Raw genomic sequence first — 18,196 nt, forward strand, 5'->3', positions numbered from 1 at the left:
TTTTAATGGTGGTTCGACCCTGTACAAAAAACTGTTTGAGTCCATTTGGTGTTCCACCCATTGTAAGCCCTTTTCATTTGGAAAAGGTGACTACGAACAGAAAAATGCCTAACGAACAAGTGGACTCACTGTTTGCGAATTCATCAATGGAAGGAGTCCGGATCATGGATGTGCTTTATCATCGTTGCGCAGGTTTAGATGTTCATGCCAAAACGATTGTCGTTTGTGCGCTTTGGGGAGAAGAAGACCACATTCAAAAGGAGATCGAAACGTTTTCGACGTTTACCAAAGACTTGTTTCGCCTCCTGAAATGGCTCGAGGATCGAGAAATCACTCATCTAGCGATGGAGAGTACGGGGGTTTACTGGAAACCGGTCTTTAACATTTTAGAGGACTACTTTGACATTACCTTGGCCAACGCTCAGCGAATCAAGAATGTCCCAGGGAGAAAAACGGATGTATCCGATGCGGAATGGATCGCTAAATTATTGCGTTATGGACTGATTGAAAAGAGTTTTGTGCCACCCGCGCCAATTCGAGAATTGCGGGACTTGACCCGTTTACGCAAAAAAAGAGAGGAGTTTTCTCATCCCCCCTTCCTTTCAAAATACACATGCAACCGATACTCGCAAATTTCTTTCGTCCAATTGTACAAGATTTCTTCATGCTCCCGCGCAATGGAAAATTGGAGCGCAAAAACGTTGTTTGCAAAGGAAATCAGCCCATTCGAACTGCCGCTCCATTTCGTCATCGGCATGCGGGCGATCAACCGGCTCACCTTTTCTTGGTCATATTCCCAGAGGCGCTTCGTTTCTCCGTCGGAAAAATCGATGCGCTTTCGGTATTCTTTTTCCGTTAAGTACCGATGGAAAAACGGGGCAGCCTCTTGCGGTGTAATTGGTTGGTGCCATCCGGACGGTCCACGTTCAAGCATGGCTTTTAGAACAACCATTTTGTAGCTTTTTGACATCACCGTACGTTCCACTTCAACAAGCCACGGTTCGTATTTTCGGAACACGTCCTTTTCTAGATCGGACAACTCGTCTGCCCAATATAAAAACCCGACGTAAGATCCGAACTCTGATTTATACTCCGCCGCTTCGCTCCGACCATGAAGATGCAGTTCCAAATAAGTCGGCCGTCTGCCAAGCTCCTGTTTCAACTGCCGATAATCGGCAAGCAGCCGCTCTTTGCGCGGCTGGCGTTTTTTCTGCATCTCCTCGAGAAGATGGATGGCTTGTATATCAAGATGCAGTTCGCACGTTTTTGGAACGGTTGGCACAACGGATTCTCGCGCCTTTTTCTTCGTTTCGCCCCGCTGTGTATCGAACAGGCGCAATTTGACATCCGCATTCCGATAGTTTCCGATTAAATCAATAATCACGCAATAGTCCTTGCCTTCGTACAGCCGCAGCCCGCGCCCGACTTGTTGGGTGAAGACGGTCAGCGATTCCGTCGGACGCACGAACAAAAGTGTATCGACAGAAGGAATATCGACCCCTTCATTGAACAAGTCGACGGTGAAAATGGCGTCCAGTTCACGGCGTTCCAACATGGCAATGGCCTGCTTGCGCGAAATAGACCTCTGTTTTGAGTGAAGGCTGACGGTTCGATAGCCATGGCGTTGGAAATACTTGGACAAAAAATCGGCTTGCCGAACGGATGAACAAAAGACAAGCGTCCTTGTTTTCTTATACTTCTCCCACGCTCGCAAAATCTTCTCTGCCATCTCCTCGCGAAGCTGCGCTTGAAGCAATTCTTCTTCATCGTACCGGTTGCCGAGCCATTTGATTTGCGAATAGTCGGTATCGTCGTAAACCCCATAATAATGAAAGGGGGCCAGCCACCCACGCTGCACCGCTTCGATAAAATCGATGCGGTAGGCGACATTGCCGTCGCAAAGGGCGTATACGTCTTTGTTGTCGCTCCGATCTGGAGTAGCCGTGATGCCAAGAAGAAATTTCGGCTGAAAATATCGAAGGACGCGTTCGTACGATCGGGCCGCCGCATGATGGAACTCGTCGACAACAATCAAATCAAATGCGTCCGAGCGAAACGAATGCAAATGTTTTTTCATGCTCAACGTAAAGATCGAGGCAAATACCATGTCGGCATCTCTGTCTTTTTGGTTGCCATCGTACAGTCCTGCTGTCCGATCAGGAATCACGCGTTCAAACGAGCGCTTCGCTTGACGAAGAATTTCCTCACGATGGGCGATAAACAGCACCCGCGAAAAGCGGCGGGCAAAAAAGGCGGCCAAGTATGTTTTTCCCAGCCCGGTCGCCATGACTACCATCGCTTTGTCGTATCCTTCTTCATAGGCAGCTTCCAATCGCTCCAACGCCTCAACTTGGGCAAAGCGCGGCTGGATCGCTCCGTATGGCGCCGCCGTTTCATGGACAACATCGATCTTGTCCGCCGTCTCCTCCTCTTGCTTCTTCTCCGTTTCCTTCGGAAGCATCAACTCGATTTCCTCAGTCTCCGCCCATATACGGGCTAAATTGGGGTGCCGCTGGTGGTAGTCCTGATGCTGTTTTTCATAGTCATCGACCGTTTCAGTATTGACCGGCACGGTTTCCGGGGCGTAAAACAGCTTTAAAAACTGATCCATTGCTTCGGCAAATACATCCTCATCAACGCTCTTATCCAGTCCAAGGTTCCATTCGACACCGTCAGTGAGCGCCGAGCGGGACAAGTTGGAAGAACCGACAATGAAGTAGCCGCCTTCTGCATCTTCAAATAGGTACGCTTTCGGATGAAAGGACATTCCCTCGCTCCGATACAAGCGGACCTCGATGTCCGGGTGGATGGATATGAGCTCGCGCAGCGCCTCTGGCTGAGTGACAAACAAGTAATCACCAACGCAAATTTTGATATCCGCCCCCCGCTCTGCAGCTGCCCGCAAACTGCCCTTCAACAGGTGAACGCCGGACTTCATGGCAAACGATGTCAGTATGTATATCGTCGACGAGCGTCCTATCTGTTCCTGCAGCTTGTCAAGGAGACGGTTGGAAATCAATTTCACCTTACTCATCGTGAACCTCAATCAAGAAAATTTTCTCCCGAAAGCCGCCGCGCTTCTCTGCCTTTTTGGCGCGGATTTGTTCCACTTGCTCGATCGAAGCGCCATGGCATTCAGCCAAAGCATGGATAATTTCCAACACGTCTGCGAGCTCTTCAAGAGCCGCCTCATCCGTTTTCGCTTGGAGGTATTCCTCCAGCTCCTCAAACGCTTTTTTCTGCAGTTCTTTCCTATACTCTTCATCGTCAAGTATGCGGGTTGTGAACGTTTTTCCCGCTTGTTCAATAATGGTGGGAATGCGGTCGCGAACGAGTTTGTTGTATATCGGCATGTCCATTCCTCCATTTACAAAACTATACTACCATTTTACAAAATTTCGCCTTTTTTTCATAGGAAAGAACACACAGAAGACCGCCGTTTCTAAGGCTTATTGCCTGTTGCAAAATGAAAACACCAAAAATTTCACATCCCCCCCCTCTTTCATCCCATACTAAGAAAAATCGACATCATTCGCATCCAGGGGGCGATCATGGAACAATGGATTCTTTGGGCGCTTGTTGCGGTCGGGGTGGGGCTTTTGTTGTTGAGTTTCCACATTTTGCCAGCTCGGGATGTATGGGTGTCGTTTTTGCTGAATGCATATGCGGCGAGTTTTTTCGGTTCGATCGTAGCGGGGGCCGGGCTGCTGGAGTATCCGGTCCGTTTTTTTGCCAGCTATACGGGCAACAGCGTCATTTTTGAATATCTTCTTTATCCGGTTGTCAGTGTGTATGTTTATGCCACCTCGCGCCGAGCGCGCTGGCCGGGCGCGGCGGCGCAATGCGCGGGGTATGCGGCGGTGCTGACGGCCCTTGAGGTTGTCTTTGAGCGGTATACCGATTTGATCGAATATCGTGCCTGGAAGTGGGAATACTCGCTCGTTACGATGTTTCTGTTGACGCTGGCCGTTCGGCTGCTCGCCAGGCGAATGGTGGGGGGGAATGAATGAACAGGCATGTCTATTTTTGCCCGTTTGGCGCTATACATATAGTATCGTTGTCCAAAGGGGGAAAAATGGATGGTGCTGTTTGATGTGGAGCATCGGCTGTATTACGAAGCGGTCAATTCGGCGCGCCCGAAAATGGCGCCGATCCGCCAAGACCGGGCTTGGGGGTATGTATGGAAGACCGTGAATGGCGAGCGGGTGAAGTTTTGGATCGATTTCCGGCGCGGACAGTATCTCTATTTTGAATATGGACGAAAATGGTATCGAGTGAAGTATTTGCAGGCGAACGGGCGGAAATCAGGCGAAGACATATTGAACGGGGCGATGATCGATTTGACGGTGGACGGGCACCGGCTGCTGTTCATGAAAGGGCGCGTTGGCCGCGAGACGGCGCAAGTGGTCTAAAGCAGGTGCGCCTCTTGGCAGGCGTTGGAGGGTCTTTTTCGCGCTTGACGCTGAAACGGCAGGCGGCAAGGGATCATTTTCCCTTGCCGCCTTCTTTTTACGCCCACCACATCTCGGGCAGTTCTTCTTTGAACAGCACCTTTTTCAAAAGCGCGACGGCTTTGGACAGCCCTTCATCAATCGAGGCGAGCATGTCTTCATGTTCGATCGACAGCACGTAGTCGTAGCCGACGGCGCGCAGGGCGCTGACGATGTCGCGCCACATTTTTTCGCTTTGTCCGTAGCCGACGGTGCGGAACACCCACGAGCGGTCGAGGATTTGGCTGTAATGTTTCGTATCGAGCACGCCGTTTTTGCGGATGTTCGCTTCGTCTAGGTACGTGTCTTTCGCATGGACATGGAAAATCGCTTTTTCGCGGCCGAGCAGTTTGATCGCCTCAACCGGGTCGATGCCTTGCCAAAGCAGGTGGCTCGGGTCGAAGTTGGCGCCGATCGCGTCGCCGACATGTTCGCGCAGTTTGAGGAGCGTTTCCGGGTTGTAGACGACAAAGCCCGGATGCATTTCAAAGGCGATTTGCGTGATGCCGTGCTCCTTGGCGAACGAGGCTTCTTCGCGCCAGTACGGAATGACGACTTCTTCCCATTGCCATTTTAAAATTTCCAAGTAATCCGGCGGCCAGGAGCATGTGACCCAGTTCGGGTATTTGGCGCCGGGATGGTCGCCCGGGCAGCCGGAGAAGGCGTTGATGACCGGGACTTCGAGCTGCTCGGCGAGCCTGACCGTTTTCCGCCACGTGTCATGCGACTGTTTCGCGAACGCTTTGTCCGGATGAAGCGGGTTGCCATGGCAGCTTAACGCGCTGATGACGAGGCCGCGGTCGGCGATGGCTTTTTTCAACGCTTTGATGTTTTCCGGCTGGTCCAAAAGTGCGTCGGGATCGCAATGGGCGTTGCCCGGGTAATTGCCGGTGCCAAGCTCAACGGCCTCAATGCCCATGGCGGCGACTTTGTCCAGCATCTCCTCAAACGGCAGCTGTTGATACAAGACGGTGAATACGCCTACTTTCATTTTGTCATTCTCCCCCTTTTGACGGCGCGCAACGGCCGGACGGCCGCCGCGCCGCGCTGTTGTTGCTTCTCGTCGGATGAGCGGATCGAACGAACTCCCACGCTTATTCCGCCACCCGCACCCACCGTTTGGTGCGATGGCTTTCCAAAATGGCGTCGACGATCCTCATCGTATGGTGGCCGTCGGCGATCGTCGCAAACGGCAGTTCCCCGAGCGCCTCGCCGCGTTGTTTCCGGATGATGGCGCCATAAAAATCACGGAACAAATTTTTCAGCCCGTCCGGCCAGCCTTCTTCATGGCCGCCCGGGTAATGGGCGTAAGCGGCGGCTTGCGGCGACAAAAGCGCCGGGTCGCGGACGATTTCTTCGTTCGGGCCGCTGCGGCGCCCGACCCAGAGGCGGTTCGGGTGCTCTTGGTCCCAAGCGAGCGTCATCTCATCGGCGGCGATTTCAAAATAGAGTCGGTTTTTTCGGCCGGCGCTCACTTGGGAAATCGTAAACGCCCCGTGGGTGCCGTCGTCAAAATGGACGAGCACGCTGCCGCCGTCTTCCGTGTCAATCTGGACGGGCTCGGCGTCTTGAGCATGCCCGGATGCAAACGTGCTCCCTTCCTGCTTCGGCTTGTAGCGGACCGGATGGACAGTGCGCAAGTCGGCGAACACTTCGACGATTTTCTTGCCGAGCACGTATTGCACCGTGTCGCACCAATGCGAACCGATGTCGGCGATGGCGCGCGACGGGCCGTTTTGCGCCGGGTCGAGCCGCCAGTTGTAGTCCGTGTCATACAAGAGCCAGTCTTGCACATAGCCGCCGTACACGAAATGAACGCGCTTCGCCTCACGGGCGAGCCGCTCTTTCGCCTCGACAACGAGCGGGTAGTGGCGGTAGTTGAAGCAGACCGCGCTAAGGCTTTCGCTTTGTGCAGCGAGCCGCTTTAATTCCGCCGACTGTTCGCTGTCCATGGCGAGCGGCTTCTCCGACAACAAATGTTTCCCTGCCTCGAGCGCGGCCTTGTTGATCGGGAAATGGAGGACGTTGCGCGTGCAGTTGTGCACGGCTTCGACGTCCGGGTCGTCAATTAAAGCGCGGTAGTCGCCGTACGCTTTCGGAATCCCGAATCGGCGCGCGGCTTCCTCCGCTTTTTCTTGGCTGCTTGAGGCGATGGCGACGATGTTCACAAACGGCAGGCGGCGGAGCGCCTCAATATGGGAAGAAGCGGAAAAGCCGGTGCCGATAATACCGACGTTGATCCGATTCATGGCGTCACTCCTCCTTGTTTCGCTTTGATCGGCTCAAGCGGCTTGACGTTGCCGAAAACGATTTCCCCGCGGTTGACCGGCGCGGCCCAGCGGACGGCGTTGGCGATCACTTTCAGCACATCCGGGTGATGGTACGTCGGATACGTTTCATGGCCGGGGCGGAAGTAGAAAATTTTCCCTTTCCCGCGCGTGAACGTGCAGCCGCTGCGGAACACTTCCCCGCCTTCAAACCAGCTGATGAAAATCGTTTCGTCCGGCTCTGGGATGTCGAAAAACTCGCCGTACATTTCTTCCTGCTCAAGCTCGATGTACGGACCGATTCCTTCCACGATCGGATGGCCCGGGGCGACGACCCAGAGACGCTCTTTTTCATCGGCTTCGCGCCATTTCAAATTGCATGTCGTCCCCATCAGCTTTTTGAAAATTTTCGAGAAATGGCCGGAGTGAAGGACAATGAGCCCCATTCCTTCCAGCACGCGGCGGTGGACGCGTTCGACCACCTCATCTTTCACTTCATCATGGGCGATATGCCCCCACCAGACGAGGACGTCGCACCGGTCGAGCACCTCGTCGGTCAAGCCGTGCTCCGGTTCATCCAAGACAGCGGTCGCGGCGTCAAATCCCGCTTCAGCCAGGTAGCTCGCGATGACAGTATGCATGCCTTCCGGATAAATCGCTCTTACTTGTTCATTTTTCTTTTCATGGCGAAATTCGTTCCAGACGACAACGCGGATGGGTGTGGTCATTCATTGATCCCCCTTGGTTCTTTCGGCCTGCCTGTATGCGGCTAGGCCGAGTGTTTTTTGGAATGTTTCCCCATGTTCGCGACTCGTTGGGACGCCAGTGCGATTCATGGAGCGTTTCTCACCATTCGATGCGAACTTGCCGCCCTTGTTCGGACGACTCGTAAATCGCTTCCAACACTTTAGCGATCATAAGTCCTTGTTCCGCGGTGCAAAGCGGTGCCGTCTCCTCCGTGATGCTCGTGACAAAGTGGTCAAGGAGCGCCACCCGTTCGCCCTGGTCCTCAAAATGGAGCGTGACATCGGCCGGAACGCCGTGTTCGTTGCGGAACCATTTCACTTCTTGGCGGTTGCCGGCGATATTCCACTCCCAGCGCACGCCACCTTCCGTGCCAAGAAATTCGACATATGCCCGCTCTTCTTCAATGTGCGACGCCCAGCTCGTCTCCAGCAGCACCGTTGCGTCGTTTTCGAGCTGGATGAACGCCGCGGCGAAATCTTCGACCGTATAGGCGGCATCAGGCGCAAACGATGTTCCCGGCCATGCCCCTTGGCGGCGCGGGCCGAACTTCGCGTACGTTTTCCCCGTCACGGCGACCGGGTTCGGATTGCCGAGCAGCCAAAGCGTCACATCGAGCATATGGACGCCCAAATCGATGAGCGGACCGCCGCCGGAGCGCTCGCGGTCAAAAAACCATGCCCCCCATGCGGGAATGCCGCGGCGGCGCACCCAGCCCGTTTTCGCGTAATAAATCTCGCCGAACGCACCGGATTGAATTCGCTCATGCAGCCATTGCGCCGCTTGGCGGAAGCGGTTGTTCAACGACACCATAAACTGTTTTCCCGACTCATCACGGGCGCGGATGATGGCGTCGGCCTCTTCCGCTTTCGTCACCATCGGCTTTTCGCAAAGCACGTGTTTCCCGGCCCGCAAGCTGTCGACTGACACTTGGGCGTGCAAAAAATTCGGCACGGTAATGATGACGGCATCGACATCTGGTGAGGCGAGCAGTTCCTTGTAGTCGCGATACACTTCACGGAAGCCGTACGTTTTCGCTTTCTCCGCGGCCGCTTGTTCATTGACGTCGCAAATCGCCTGCAAGACGACGCGCTCGGAAAGGTTTAGCGCCGCCTTGATGTGTTCATTGGAAATCCCTCCAGCTCCAATCAAGCCGAGGCGGATTGGAATCGTGTTCCCCATGTCCTTTTCCCCCTTGCGTTTTATGTTTGCGGCTTCCATATTCCATCGGTTCTCCATCATTTGCTTGATGTAATCGATTACATCATCGCCAGAAAATCCGCCCGTCCCCCAGGACCGGAACGGGACGCTCTGTCCAGTTCTTCAGACAGAGCGCCCGCCTCCACACGAATCGCGGATGACAAGCCGGTCGGGAAGAACGAGCTGGCGCCGCTCGACATCGATTCCTTCAATGAGCCGAAGCAGCAACTCCATCGCTTTTTGCCCGATCTCAAACATCGGCTGGGCGATGGTTGTAAGGCTCGGTTCAAAAATCGAGGCCATGTGAATGTCGTCAAATCCGACAACGGCGACATCGTCGGGAACGCGCCCGCCGCGATGGCGAATGGCTTTAACCGCCCCGATCGCCATCTCATCGTTGGCGGCGAAAATCGCGGTCGGCGGCTTCTCAAGGGCGAGTAGCTTGAGCGTCAAATGATATCCGGACTCATAGGTAAAATCACCTTCCTGCACGAGCGCCGCATCGACTTCGATCTCGTGCTGCGCCAACGCTTGATAATAGCCGCGCAGCCGGTCGCGGCTTAAAATGACGTCCATCGGCCCGGATAAGTGGGCGATGCGGCGATGGCCGAGGCGGATCAAGTGTTCTGTCGCTTTGCGGGCGCTGCTGATATTGTCAATGGACACGGTCGGGATATCCGTCCCTTCGAGATACTCGCACGCCAAGACGATCGGAAACTGGCGCGCCATCTCTTCCATCAGCTCTTTGCGGATGCGGGCGGTCAAAAAAATCATCCCGTCGACTTGCCGCTGCGGCAATACGTTCAAATATTGCTCCTCAAGCCGCGCGTCATTTTGCGTATCGCCAAGCAGCACTTGATAGCCGTGCTTGAGGGCGACCGCTTCAATGCCGCGCAGCACTTTCGAGAAAAATGGATTCATAATATCGGGCACGACGACGAGCACCGTCTCGGTCTCCATCCGCCGCAAATACCGGCCGAGCACGTTCGGCTGGTAGTTCAGCGCTTCAATGGCTTCAAGCACGCGCTGCCTTGTCTCTTCGGTGACATTGCCCGTGTTGCGCAACACGCGCGACACGGTCGCCGTCGATACGTTCGCCCGCTTCGCCACGTCTTTTATGCTTGCCATTGGTCGTAGTCCTCTCGCTTATGTAATCGATTACATCTTCATCGTATATGAAAGACAGGGCGGTTGTCAAGCGTTGTTTTTTCGATCCGTCTTAGACATGGTTTGCCCCTTTCTCATATAAAGAAATGGATTTTTATCATCCCGCACCGGGAAGACCTCCACTTCCACGCATAAGCGTAAGTATGGGATGAATCGATGCCCCCACCTTCAAGCGCAGGTGGGACAGCGTTCAACACTTCGTCTCTATAAAAGACGTATCACATGATGAATCCAAGCATTGTCCAAGACTAGCGCACCCCCGCTCTTTCGACAAGAACCAAAAGTTCAGGAACATTTGTGGTGCTGGCAGGTCGGTGCTTGGATGACGGGAAGCCAATACAAAACAGAATCTTGGCAAAATGGGGTATACTGAAAGTGAGAAAGTCGAGTTGAAAAAAAGTGTTTGCGCATGTTGGTGCGATTGGAGCTGGATAAAGCGAGGCAGCGGCTCTTGTTGGGCTTTTTTGAAACGTATGTGAAGCTGTCGGAGGAGGAAGAGCAACAACTGCAAAGAGAGGTGAAGGCGATGGAAACGAAAGAAAGAGAAAAAGTGTTGGAGCTGATCATTTCCTATGAGCAAAAGGGAAGGAAAGAGGGATTGGAAGAAGGAATGAAACGCGGGATTGAACAAGGGATCAAGCAAGGAATGAAACAAGGAATGAAGCAACTGATCCGCAACATGGCGCGCAAAGGAATGACGGTGGAAGACATTGCTCAGTTGGTGGATCTTCCAGTGGAAGATGTTCGGGCATTGCTTGAAGAATAGGAAAATAAATAGTGATGTGAGGAGAACTCCATGGAAATTAGAAAACCAAACGATTTGGAATACAAAAAGATTTTATCTTAAATTAGGCGAGAAGACTCCCACTTCAACGAAGCGAAGCGGAGTAAGTGGGAGATGAATCGCCTTAACTATATTTTGCTGAAAATAGGATAGATTCAGTAAAATATAGTATCATATAGTTAGATGGGAGGTGAAAAAATGTATTTTTGTATCAAACAACAGCTAAATGGTTTGACCAAAGAAGAATACTTGACTCTTCGAGAACTGTGCCATATTGCCAAGAACATGTACAACGTCGGATTGTACAATGTCAGACAATACTATTTTGAACACAAGGAATTTCTTAATTATGAGAAAAACTATCATCTTGCAAAAACTAACGAACTGTAGATGAGCAAATTCACTGACATAAATTGACAACTAAACAAAAAAGGAGACATGAACCCGATTCCTTGGTTAGAATAGATGTACCACCAACTATCCACAAGGAGGTTCATGTCTCATGAATAGATTAGCACATCACCAAGGAATCCACAAGTTTTTCTTCACGCTGGGGTTGACGCTGCAGCTTTCCAAACCGGTCATCAAGCATCTCATTCATATTGTCGATGCCTTGACCACCAAGGGATTCTCGGGAACATTGACTGATATTCATTACTGGAGCTTTCATCCGAATCATCGAACGACGCTCAGTCACTTTTTCACGAAAAGCCCTTGGAACGAGGAAAGGCTGCTTGGGAAGCTTCAAGAGTGGATCCTTTCCCAGGTCGAACGACTGGCCAAACGGAAGAATCAACCCCTTTTTGTTTCGATTGATGATACGATTTGCCAAAAAACAAAGCCTTCGTCACGGGCTGTGCACGCCATTCAAGGGTGCGACTGGCACTACTCGCATAAAGATCATCAATCGGTCTGGGGGCATTCGCTCGTTTGGCTGATGGTGCACACCTTCACGCAGGCGTTCCCATTTGCGTTCCGCCTGTATGACAAGAAAGCGGGAAAAAGCAAGATCGACCTGGCGATCGAGATGCTTTCCTCGCTCAAGGTGAAGCGGGCTCAGCGGGTGTATGTGCTCATGGATTCGTGGTATCCGTCTAAGAAGCTCATCGAAGCCTGTCTGAAACAGGGATTCCATGTCATCGCGATGCTCAAGACGAACCGGATTCTCTACCCGAAAGGCATCGCCATCCAAGCCAAGCAGTTCGCCCGCTATATCGAGTCCAAAGACACCCGCCTCGTCACGGTGGGGCAGGAGCGTTATCGCGTGTATCGCTATGAGGGGGCCATCCATGGCCTCGATGACGCGGTGGTGCTGCTGGCTTGGAAGGCGGATCAGCCGATGGCGCCGGAACATCTTCATTGCATCTTGAGCACCGACCGGGAACTCGGGGACGAAGACATCTTGCGTTACTATGCTCAGCGTTGGACGATCGAGTGCTTTTTCCGGCAGGCGAAAGATCAACTGAAGCTGGATGGATACCGCGTTCGCCACATTCGGGCGGTGAAACGGTATTGGGCGGTGGTGCTGCTCTCCTGCGTGTACAGCATCGCCGAATCCCGCCAAAACCTCTCCACCGGGCTGGAGCTTCTTCGGTCGCGGAAAGACCACAGCGTCGTCGAGTTCATTTATGACGCTGCAAAGCAAGATATTCCCATTGATGTGATCAAAAAACAGCTCCGTATCGCGTAAGGGGTACCCTGTTTATCTCTCTAACCATGGAAATTATTGTAATGAAAAATGCTCATCTACAGTAACGAAAACTATAAGCTGTTAAACAGCAACATGGCACAGCAAATTTTAAAAAAGGTCAATGAAGCCTTTAAATCTTTCTTTGGTTTGATCAGTCTTGCTAAACAAGGAAAATATGACCACAAGGCTATCAGTATTCCAAAATATCTTAAAAAAGATGGCTTTCATTCACTGATCATTGGCCAGATTCGTATAGACGGCAACAAATTCACGATACCGTATTCTCGCCTATTTAAAAAGACTCACAAGCCTATCACGATAACGATTCCGCCTGTGTTACTGGACAAAAAGATTAAGCAGATTGAAATCATTCCTAAGCATCATGCCAGGTTCTTTGAGATTCAGTACAAATATGAAATGCCTGAAGATCAAAGAGAATTAAATGACCAAAAAGCACTGGCAATTGATTTAGGATTAAACAATTTTGCCACTTGTGTCACATCAGACGGCAGATCATTCATCATTGATGGGCGGAGATTAAAAAGTATAAATCAATGGTTTAACAAAGAAAATGCCAGACTTCAAAGCATAAAAGATAAGCAAAAAATCAAAGGCACCACTCGTAAACAGGCTTTGCTTGCTATGAATCGCAATAATAAAGTGAATGATTATATCAACAAGACTTGCCGTTACATCATTAACTACTGTATTGAAAATCAAATTGGCAAACTTGTCATTGGCTATGCGGAAACATGGCAACGCAATATGAATCTAGGAAAAAAGACAAATCAAAACTTTGTCAATATTCCTCTCGGTAACATAAAAGAAAAACTAGAATATCTTTGTGAATTTTACGGCATTGAATTCTTGAAACAGGAAGAATCCTATACGTCTCAAGCCAGCTTTTTTGACGGCGATGAGATTCCTGAATATAATGCCGACAATCCAAAAGAATATAAGTTCAGCGGCAAACGTATTAAGCGCGGCTTGTATCGAACAAAGTCTGGCAAACTAATGAATGCTGATGTCAATGGCGCATTAAACATCTTAAAGAAAAGTAAAGCTGTAGACCTGAGTGTCTTATGCTCTAGCGGCGAAGTGGACACGCCTCAAAGAATAAGGATTGCTTGAAGCAGTCAAACTTCTTTGGAAGCCCCCACTTCAAATTTTCGCTAGAAAATTAAGTGGGGGTAGTTCACCACTCACACCACAAGCATTATTCGAAGGCACATTAGGCGAAGCAAAACCGTCAGAGGAAAAAGTCAAACGTATCCTAACAAAACAATTTTCATAGTCTCCCCCTCACAATTGCCGCCGGACAAGGCAGGGAAGGGGAAGACAAATTTTCTGCGCCCCTTCCCCATTCTCCAGCCGTTATGCTTTGGCGTTATCATATGTCTTTGTTGAAGCTGCTGATAGTCCTTTTTCTCTAAAAAGTTCCATGAGCAATTTTTGCTCTCCACCCGGGCATGAAAATCCCCCTTTTCTTCCCATAATGAAGAATAGGCGCAAACAGTTCAACAGGACGTTATGCTTAATGGTGGCTTAGACCCTGTACGGAAAAGTGTTTGAATCCACTGGGTGCACCACCCATTGTCCGCCCTTTCCCGATGCACAGGAAAGGTGACGACGAACGGAAAACTGCCGCATTTCTCCCGTGGATTCGCTGTTTGCGCACTCGATCATCGAAAAGGAGGATTTTCATCATGGATGTCATCTATCCTCGCTGCGCAGGATTGGATGTTCATGCCGAAACCATCGTCGCCTGCGCGCTATGGGAAGAAGATGGACACATTCAAAAGGACATTCAAACCTTCTCCACGTTCTCGAAAGGACTTGGCGACCTGCTTGAGTGGCTCGAAGACCATGGGGTCACCCATGTCGCCATGGAATCCACCGGCGTGTATTGGAAACCGGTCTTTGCCTTCCTCGAGGGCTATGTCGACTTGACACTGGCCAATCCGCAGCGGATCAAAAATGTCCCGGGAAGAAAAACCGATGTCTCTGACGCCGAGTGGATCGCCAAGCTGCTCCGCCATGGACTCGTTGAAAAAAGTTTCGTCCCCCCAGCGGATATTCGCGAATTGCGGGATTTTACCCGCCTCCGCAAAAAGTGGGTCGGACAGCTGACGTCGGAGAAAAACCGGATTCAAAAAGTGCTCGAGTCTTCCAATGTCAAACTCGGCTCGGTCCTCTCCGATCTCTTCGGCGTTTCCGGAAAAGACATCCTCGCCCGGCTGCTTGAGAAGGGATACGTGGACAAGGACGAGTTGGATCAATGCCTGCGCGGAAGGCTCAAAAAGAAAAAGCAAGCGGTGTACGATTCGCTGCTCGGCACCTTGACCGAACACGAGCTCCGTCTCCTTCGCCTCTTGTGGAAACACGTTGAGGAATTGGAGCAGTTAATCGAAGAAGTCGACCAGCACATCGACCGCCTGCTCGAGCCGTATCGCGAGGAAGTGAACCTGCTGATGACCATGCCCGGAGTGAAAAAACAAACCGCCGCCGTCATCATCGCCGAGATGGGAACCGACATGAGCGTCTTTGAAACGCCGGAACGGGCGGCTTCATGGACTGGATTGTCCCCCGGCAACCATGAAAGCGCCGGAAAGCGAAAGAGCACGCGCACGACAAAAGGCAATCCCCATCTCCGATCGGCGTTATGCGAGGCGGCATGGTCAGCAGCTCGATCCAAGACGCATCCCTTGTCCCGAAAGTTTTGGTCGTTGGCGGCCCGATGCGGGAAGAAAAAAGCCCTCATCGCCATTGCTCGGCGGATGTTGGTGATCATCTTTTGCATGATCTCCCGCAAAGAGCCGTTCCGCCAACCACAACTTATTTAGTCTAGCCAAAAGGCAGACAGGTTATACGAGATGCCTAAAATCGGGCACCTCTGCTTTCCTATTGCCTTTTTTGGCCATTTTCAGTATACCCTCACGGATCAGGAGCGTATACCGCACTCACCAAGTGGTGGGGATTTTCACGGAAAAGCACAAAGAAAACAACAGCAATGACTGCGGCGGCAATGGCCGGATAAAACCAAAATGTTTGCCATTGGACTAATGCATCCTTCCCTTGCGCAGTCACTATCGAATTAAACAACTGACCAGCAATCATGTTTCCAAAATACATGCCAATCCCTTGCGTGAACAGCACTAGCAAGCTTTGCGCCTGCCCTTTGATTTTTTCCCCCGCTTTTTGTTCAGCATAAATAAATCCCGTGACAAAGAAGAAGTCATAGCAAATACCATGGAGAGCAATACCTAAATACATGAACCACGTTGCCTCCGCCGGCGCCCCGAAACCGAACAACAAATAGCGAGCAGTCCAGGCGATCATGCCAACAAGCAGCATGTATTTCACGCCAAGGTGACGGAAAAAGAATGGGATCAAGAGCATAAAGAAAATCTCTGACATCTGCCCAATCGTCATGACACTGCCGACGTTTTGAAAACCGACCGCGCCAAGAAACGGTGAAGTAAACGAGTAGTAAACAGCTAACGGCACGCAAATGAGCAACGAACATACAATAAAGACAAGATAGTTTTTATCTTTTAGCATTTGTAGCGCGTCAAGGCAAAGCAAATCGCGGACCGATAACGGTTTCCCTTTCGCCGGGGCCGGGGTATGCGGCAATGTAAAGCTGAAAAGACCGAGCAAAATGGCAGCACCGGCTGCGATTTGAAAAATTGTTGGATGGTCGGAAAAACCGAGCTGCCCAATAAGAAGACCTGCAACAATCCAGCCGATTGTCCCAAATACACGGATGACAGGGAAATGTTTCACGCTGTCCGGAATGTTATGAAACGCTACATTGTTCGTCAGCGCCAAAGTTGGCATGTACGTAAGCATATAAATGAAAACTAGCCAAACGAGAGCAGTTCCGTTTCCTGCTTTAATTTGTCCGGGAATTAACCAAAGCAAAATCCCACCAACAATATGGAGAAGACCAAGCACTTTTTCAGAGGCAAAAAACCGGTCAACGACCATTCCTAAGAAAAACGGGGCAATAATCGCAGCAATCGCACCAACTGAATATACTGTGCCGATGATGGAAGATAAACCACTTTTGGCTAACACCAATCCACCTGTCGCATACCAAGCTCCCCAAACAAAAAACTCAAGAAACATCATGGCTGAAAGTCTTGGAACTACGAATGGCTTTGTCGACACCCCTTGCTCACTCCCTTAGCGAAGAAATTCCCTTTGGCGCCACTTTTCCCTCCCTAAGCCATTCACAGCACCTCACCGCACGCCGGTGCATCACCTCCCTAGCAATTTATAAATATTCAGTCGCCGCTGAATTTAATCACTTTTTACCCGTCATACAAACAAAAAATCCCGGACTGCTCGCCCGGGATCCCCCTCTCACACTTCCACCGTCTTCCCTTCCTCGACGATATGGTAAAGCAAATGCGCCAGGTGGTGGATCGGTCCGTATTCCTCTTCGCCGTCTTCCGTCATTTCTTCTTCGTCGGCGAATTCAAGGTCGTTTAAGTAGAGCGCCATAAATTCGTAAAAGTCTTTCAGCTCAAAGCTGTAGCACGCGCTCGGATCTTCGCTGTCTTCTTCGTATTGAAGCATTAAATACGATACGTTGCCTTCGTTGTCCTCAGCGTCGAAAAAGACGAAATAGCCGATATTGGTGTCAAGGTCAAACAAATGCCGCGTCCCGCCTTCGGTCGCCTTATCGAACTCATCTTGACTCAGTTTGCCGACGTTCATCGCTTCGACGTCGTCTTCACGATGGAATTGGACCGTAAACGTTTTCATATTCGTCTCCTCCTTAAAAAATGCTTAATGAATACGTTCTCGCCAACCGCTCGAGCAGCTTGATTCCGGTCAGGCTGTTTCCTTTGTCGTCAAGCGCCGGACCGAAAATGCCGATGCCGCACCGGCCCGGGACGGCGGCGAGAATGCCGCCTGAGACGCCGCTTTTCGCCGGGATGCCGATTTTAATCGCAAATTCGCCGGATGCGTTGTACATGCCGCACGTGACCATAAACGTTTTGCAAATGCGGGCGACATCAAGCGGCATGAGCCGCTCGCCCGAATGCGGATCGCGCCCGTCAAGCGCGAACACCAAGCCGATGCGCGCTAGGTCGATGCACGTCATTTCGATGGCGCACTGCTTCGTGTACAAATCCATCAGCTCTTCGACATCTTCATCAATGATACGATGCTGCTTTAAAAAATAACAAAGGGAACGGTTCAAAAACGCCGTCTCAAACTCGGACCGGGCCACTTCCTCCGAATACGCGATCTGTTCGTTGCCCGCGAGGCGGCGGACGAACGCCAAGAGCCGCTCAAGCCGCTCTTCGACCGATCGGCCGCGGATCATATGCGTCACCGCCAGCGCCCCCGCGTTGATCATCGGATTGAGCGGTTTGGCCGGCTGCACTTCTTCGAGCTTCGCGATCGAGTTGAACGGGTCGCCTGTCGGCTCCATGCCGACTTTCCGGAATACCTCGTCTTCGCCGCGGTCGATTAAGACAAGGGCAAGCGCGATGATTTTCGAGATGCTTTGCAGCGTCACTTTCACCGTCACATCTCCGGCGCTCGCCACCTTGCCGTCCGGGGTGTATACAGCGATCGACAGTTCATTCGGATCGGCCTTGCCCAGGGCGGGAATGTAATCGGCTACTTTTCCATAGCGGGCGTACTGTTTCGCTTCTTCGACAAAGCGGACCAATTCTTCTTGACTGTACACAGGCATCACCGATCGTTAGTATCGCCTGTTTTTTCCGTTTCTATGCCCAAGTGTGTGGCAAACGGCCATCGATTCCCCCGCAGGCAGCCTCTTGCCCCCCGCCTGATGGATCCGCCCGCGACAAACGAACAAGGGGAGCATGCG

The 18,196-nt window shown here is 51.5% G+C and carries 14 protein-coding genes and 4 pseudogenes; 8 read left to right on the forward strand and 10 right to left on the reverse strand.

Going from position 1 to position 18,196, the window contains the following annotated elements:
* Positions 1-164 precede the first annotated feature (164 nt).
* Positions 165-572, forward strand: a pseudogene (locus tag ACR1UW_RS11405) (IS110 family transposase); the annotation flags it as partial.
* 14 nt (positions 573-586) lie between these two features.
* Here ACR1UW_RS11405 and ACR1UW_RS11410 read toward each other — a convergent pair.
* Both ACR1UW_RS11410 and ACR1UW_RS11415 read right to left on the reverse strand, forming a co-directional pair.
* Positions 587-3,034: a DEAD/DEAH box helicase family protein gene (locus tag ACR1UW_RS11410; RefSeq protein ID WP_498933394.1), complete on the reverse strand. Its 2,448-nt coding sequence runs from the start codon at positions 3,032-3,034 to the stop codon at positions 587-589.
* Positions 3,027-3,353, reverse strand: coding sequence for a nucleoside triphosphate pyrophosphohydrolase (locus ACR1UW_RS11415; protein WP_033012378.1), 327 nt, complete (start codon positions 3,351-3,353; stop codon positions 3,027-3,029). The genes ACR1UW_RS11410 and ACR1UW_RS11415 overlap by 8 nt, the downstream gene beginning before the upstream one ends.
* Positions 3,354-3,551: 198 nt before the next feature.
* On the opposite strand from ACR1UW_RS11415, the gene ACR1UW_RS11420 reads away from it, so the two are divergent.
* Together ACR1UW_RS11420 and ACR1UW_RS11425 are read left to right on the forward strand one after the other, a co-directional pair.
* Entirely contained in the window at positions 3,552-4,010 is a 459-nt protein-coding gene (locus tag ACR1UW_RS11420) for a CBO0543 family protein (RefSeq protein WP_498933396.1), read from the forward strand.
* A gap of 69 nt (positions 4,011-4,079) precedes the next feature.
* Positions 4,080-4,412: a hypothetical protein gene (locus ACR1UW_RS11425; protein ID WP_498933398.1), complete on the forward strand. Its 333-nt coding sequence runs from the start codon at positions 4,080-4,082 to the stop codon at positions 4,410-4,412.
* Positions 4,413-4,509: 97 nt separating this feature from the next.
* On the opposite strand, the gene ACR1UW_RS11430 is transcribed toward ACR1UW_RS11425, so the two are convergent.
* The 5 genes from ACR1UW_RS11430 to ACR1UW_RS11450 form a co-directional block, all read right to left on the reverse strand.
* Positions 4,510-5,481, reverse strand: coding sequence for a sugar phosphate isomerase/epimerase family protein (locus tag ACR1UW_RS11430; protein WP_498933400.1), 972 nt, complete (start codon positions 5,479-5,481; stop codon positions 4,510-4,512).
* 103 nt (positions 5,482-5,584) lie between these two features.
* Entirely contained in the window at positions 5,585-6,739 is a 1,155-nt protein-coding gene (locus tag ACR1UW_RS11435; protein WP_498933402.1) for a Gfo/Idh/MocA family protein, read from the reverse strand.
* Positions 6,736-7,485, reverse strand: coding sequence for a ThuA domain-containing protein (locus ACR1UW_RS11440; protein WP_237420445.1), 750 nt, complete (start codon positions 7,483-7,485; stop codon positions 6,736-6,738). Before ACR1UW_RS11440 ends, ACR1UW_RS11435 begins: the two co-directional genes overlap by 4 nt.
* A 118-nt stretch (positions 7,486-7,603) precedes the next feature.
* Positions 7,604-8,683, reverse strand: a complete 1,080-nt coding sequence (locus ACR1UW_RS11445) for a Gfo/Idh/MocA family protein (protein WP_498933404.1) — start codon at positions 8,681-8,683, stop codon at positions 7,604-7,606.
* A gap of 141 nt (positions 8,684-8,824) precedes the next feature.
* Positions 8,825-9,829 (reverse strand): LacI family DNA-binding transcriptional regulator, encoded by a 1,005-nt coding sequence (locus tag ACR1UW_RS11450; protein ID WP_095859533.1) that lies wholly within the window; start codon positions 9,827-9,829, stop codon positions 8,825-8,827.
* Between the two features lie 389 nt (positions 9,830-10,218).
* On the opposite strand from ACR1UW_RS11450, the pseudogene ACR1UW_RS11455 reads away from it, so the two are divergent.
* From ACR1UW_RS11455 to ACR1UW_RS11475, 5 genes and pseudogenes are all read left to right on the forward strand, one after another.
* A pseudogene (locus tag ACR1UW_RS11455) lies at positions 10,219-10,634 on the forward strand (RpnC/YadD family protein); the annotation flags it as partial.
* Between the two features lie 216 nt (positions 10,635-10,850).
* Positions 10,851-11,036: pseudogene (locus ACR1UW_RS11460) on the forward strand (RNA-guided endonuclease TnpB family protein); the annotation flags it as partial.
* A gap of 118 nt (positions 11,037-11,154) precedes the next feature.
* Positions 11,155-12,342 (forward strand): IS701 family transposase, encoded by a 1,188-nt coding sequence (locus ACR1UW_RS11465; RefSeq protein WP_050368573.1) that lies wholly within the window; start codon positions 11,155-11,157, stop codon positions 12,340-12,342.
* Positions 12,343-12,393: 51 nt separating this feature from the next.
* Positions 12,394-13,473 (forward strand): annotated as a pseudogene (locus ACR1UW_RS11470) (RNA-guided endonuclease InsQ/TnpB family protein); the annotation flags it as partial.
* 575 nt (positions 13,474-14,048) lie between these two features.
* Complete coding sequence (locus ACR1UW_RS11475) at positions 14,049-15,185, forward strand: IS110-like element ISGka2 family transposase (RefSeq protein WP_074043529.1); 1,137 nt, start codon at positions 14,049-14,051, stop codon at positions 15,183-15,185.
* Between the two features lie 91 nt (positions 15,186-15,276).
* Here ACR1UW_RS11475 and ACR1UW_RS11480 read toward each other — a convergent pair whose 3' ends face one another.
* From ACR1UW_RS11480 to glsA, 3 genes are all read right to left on the reverse strand, one after another.
* Entirely contained in the window at positions 15,277-16,515 is a 1,239-nt protein-coding gene (locus ACR1UW_RS11480; RefSeq protein ID WP_498933408.1) for an MFS transporter, read from the reverse strand.
* A 195-nt stretch (positions 16,516-16,710) separates the two neighbouring features.
* Positions 16,711-17,115 carry a cytosolic protein gene (locus ACR1UW_RS11485; protein WP_121625814.1) on the reverse strand — a complete coding sequence of 135 codons (405 nt, stop codon included), beginning with the start codon at positions 17,113-17,115 and terminating at the stop codon, positions 16,711-16,713.
* Between the two features lie 13 nt (positions 17,116-17,128).
* Positions 17,129-18,058, reverse strand: coding sequence for a glutaminase A (gene glsA / locus ACR1UW_RS11490; protein WP_121625816.1), 930 nt, complete (start codon positions 18,056-18,058; stop codon positions 17,129-17,131).
* Positions 18,059-18,196: the final 138 nt, after the last annotated feature.

Origin of the sequence: Geobacillus lituanicus (genome assembly GCF_050994965.1) — a bacterium.
Lineage (GTDB): Bacteria > Bacillota > Bacilli > Bacillales > Anoxybacillaceae > Geobacillus > Geobacillus stearothermophilus.

Bases quoted from the DNA above. Each gene is read 5' to 3' on its own strand.
- ACR1UW_RS11410 (WP_498933394.1), bottom strand. From the start codon at position 3,034: ATGAGTAAGGTGAAATTGATTTCCAACCGTCTCCTTGACAAGCTGCAG.
- ACR1UW_RS11415 (WP_033012378.1), bottom strand. From the start codon at position 3,353: ATGCCGATATACAACAAACTCGTTCGCGACCGCATTCCCACCATTATT.
- ACR1UW_RS11420 (WP_498933396.1), top strand. From the start codon at position 3,552: ATGGAACAATGGATTCTTTGGGCGCTTGTTGCGGTCGGGGTGGGGCTT.
- ACR1UW_RS11425 (WP_498933398.1), top strand. From the start codon at position 4,080: ATGGTGCTGTTTGATGTGGAGCATCGGCTGTATTACGAAGCGGTCAAT.
- ACR1UW_RS11430 (WP_498933400.1), bottom strand. From the start codon at position 5,481: ATGAAAGTAGGCGTATTCACCGTCTTGTATCAACAGCTGCCGTTTGAG.
- ACR1UW_RS11435 (WP_498933402.1), bottom strand. From the start codon at position 6,739: ATGAATCGGATCAACGTCGGTATTATCGGCACCGGCTTTTCCGCTTCT.
- ACR1UW_RS11440 (WP_237420445.1), bottom strand. From the start codon at position 7,485: ATGACCACACCCATCCGCGTTGTCGTCTGGAACGAATTTCGCCATGAA.
- ACR1UW_RS11445 (WP_498933404.1), bottom strand. From the start codon at position 8,683: ATGGGGAACACGATTCCAATCCGCCTCGGCTTGATTGGAGCTGGAGGG.
- ACR1UW_RS11450 (WP_095859533.1), bottom strand. From the start codon at position 9,829: ATGGCAAGCATAAAAGACGTGGCGAAGCGGGCGAACGTATCGACGGCG.
- ACR1UW_RS11465 (WP_050368573.1), top strand. From the start codon at position 11,155: ATGAATAGATTAGCACATCACCAAGGAATCCACAAGTTTTTCTTCACG.
- ACR1UW_RS11475 (WP_074043529.1), top strand. From the start codon at position 14,049: ATGGATGTCATCTATCCTCGCTGCGCAGGATTGGATGTTCATGCCGAA.
- ACR1UW_RS11485 (WP_121625814.1), bottom strand. From the start codon at position 17,115: ATGAAAACGTTTACGGTCCAATTCCATCGTGAAGACGACGTCGAAGCG.
- glsA (WP_121625816.1), bottom strand. From the start codon at position 18,058: ATGCCTGTGTACAGTCAAGAAGAATTGGTCCGCTTTGTCGAAGAAGCG.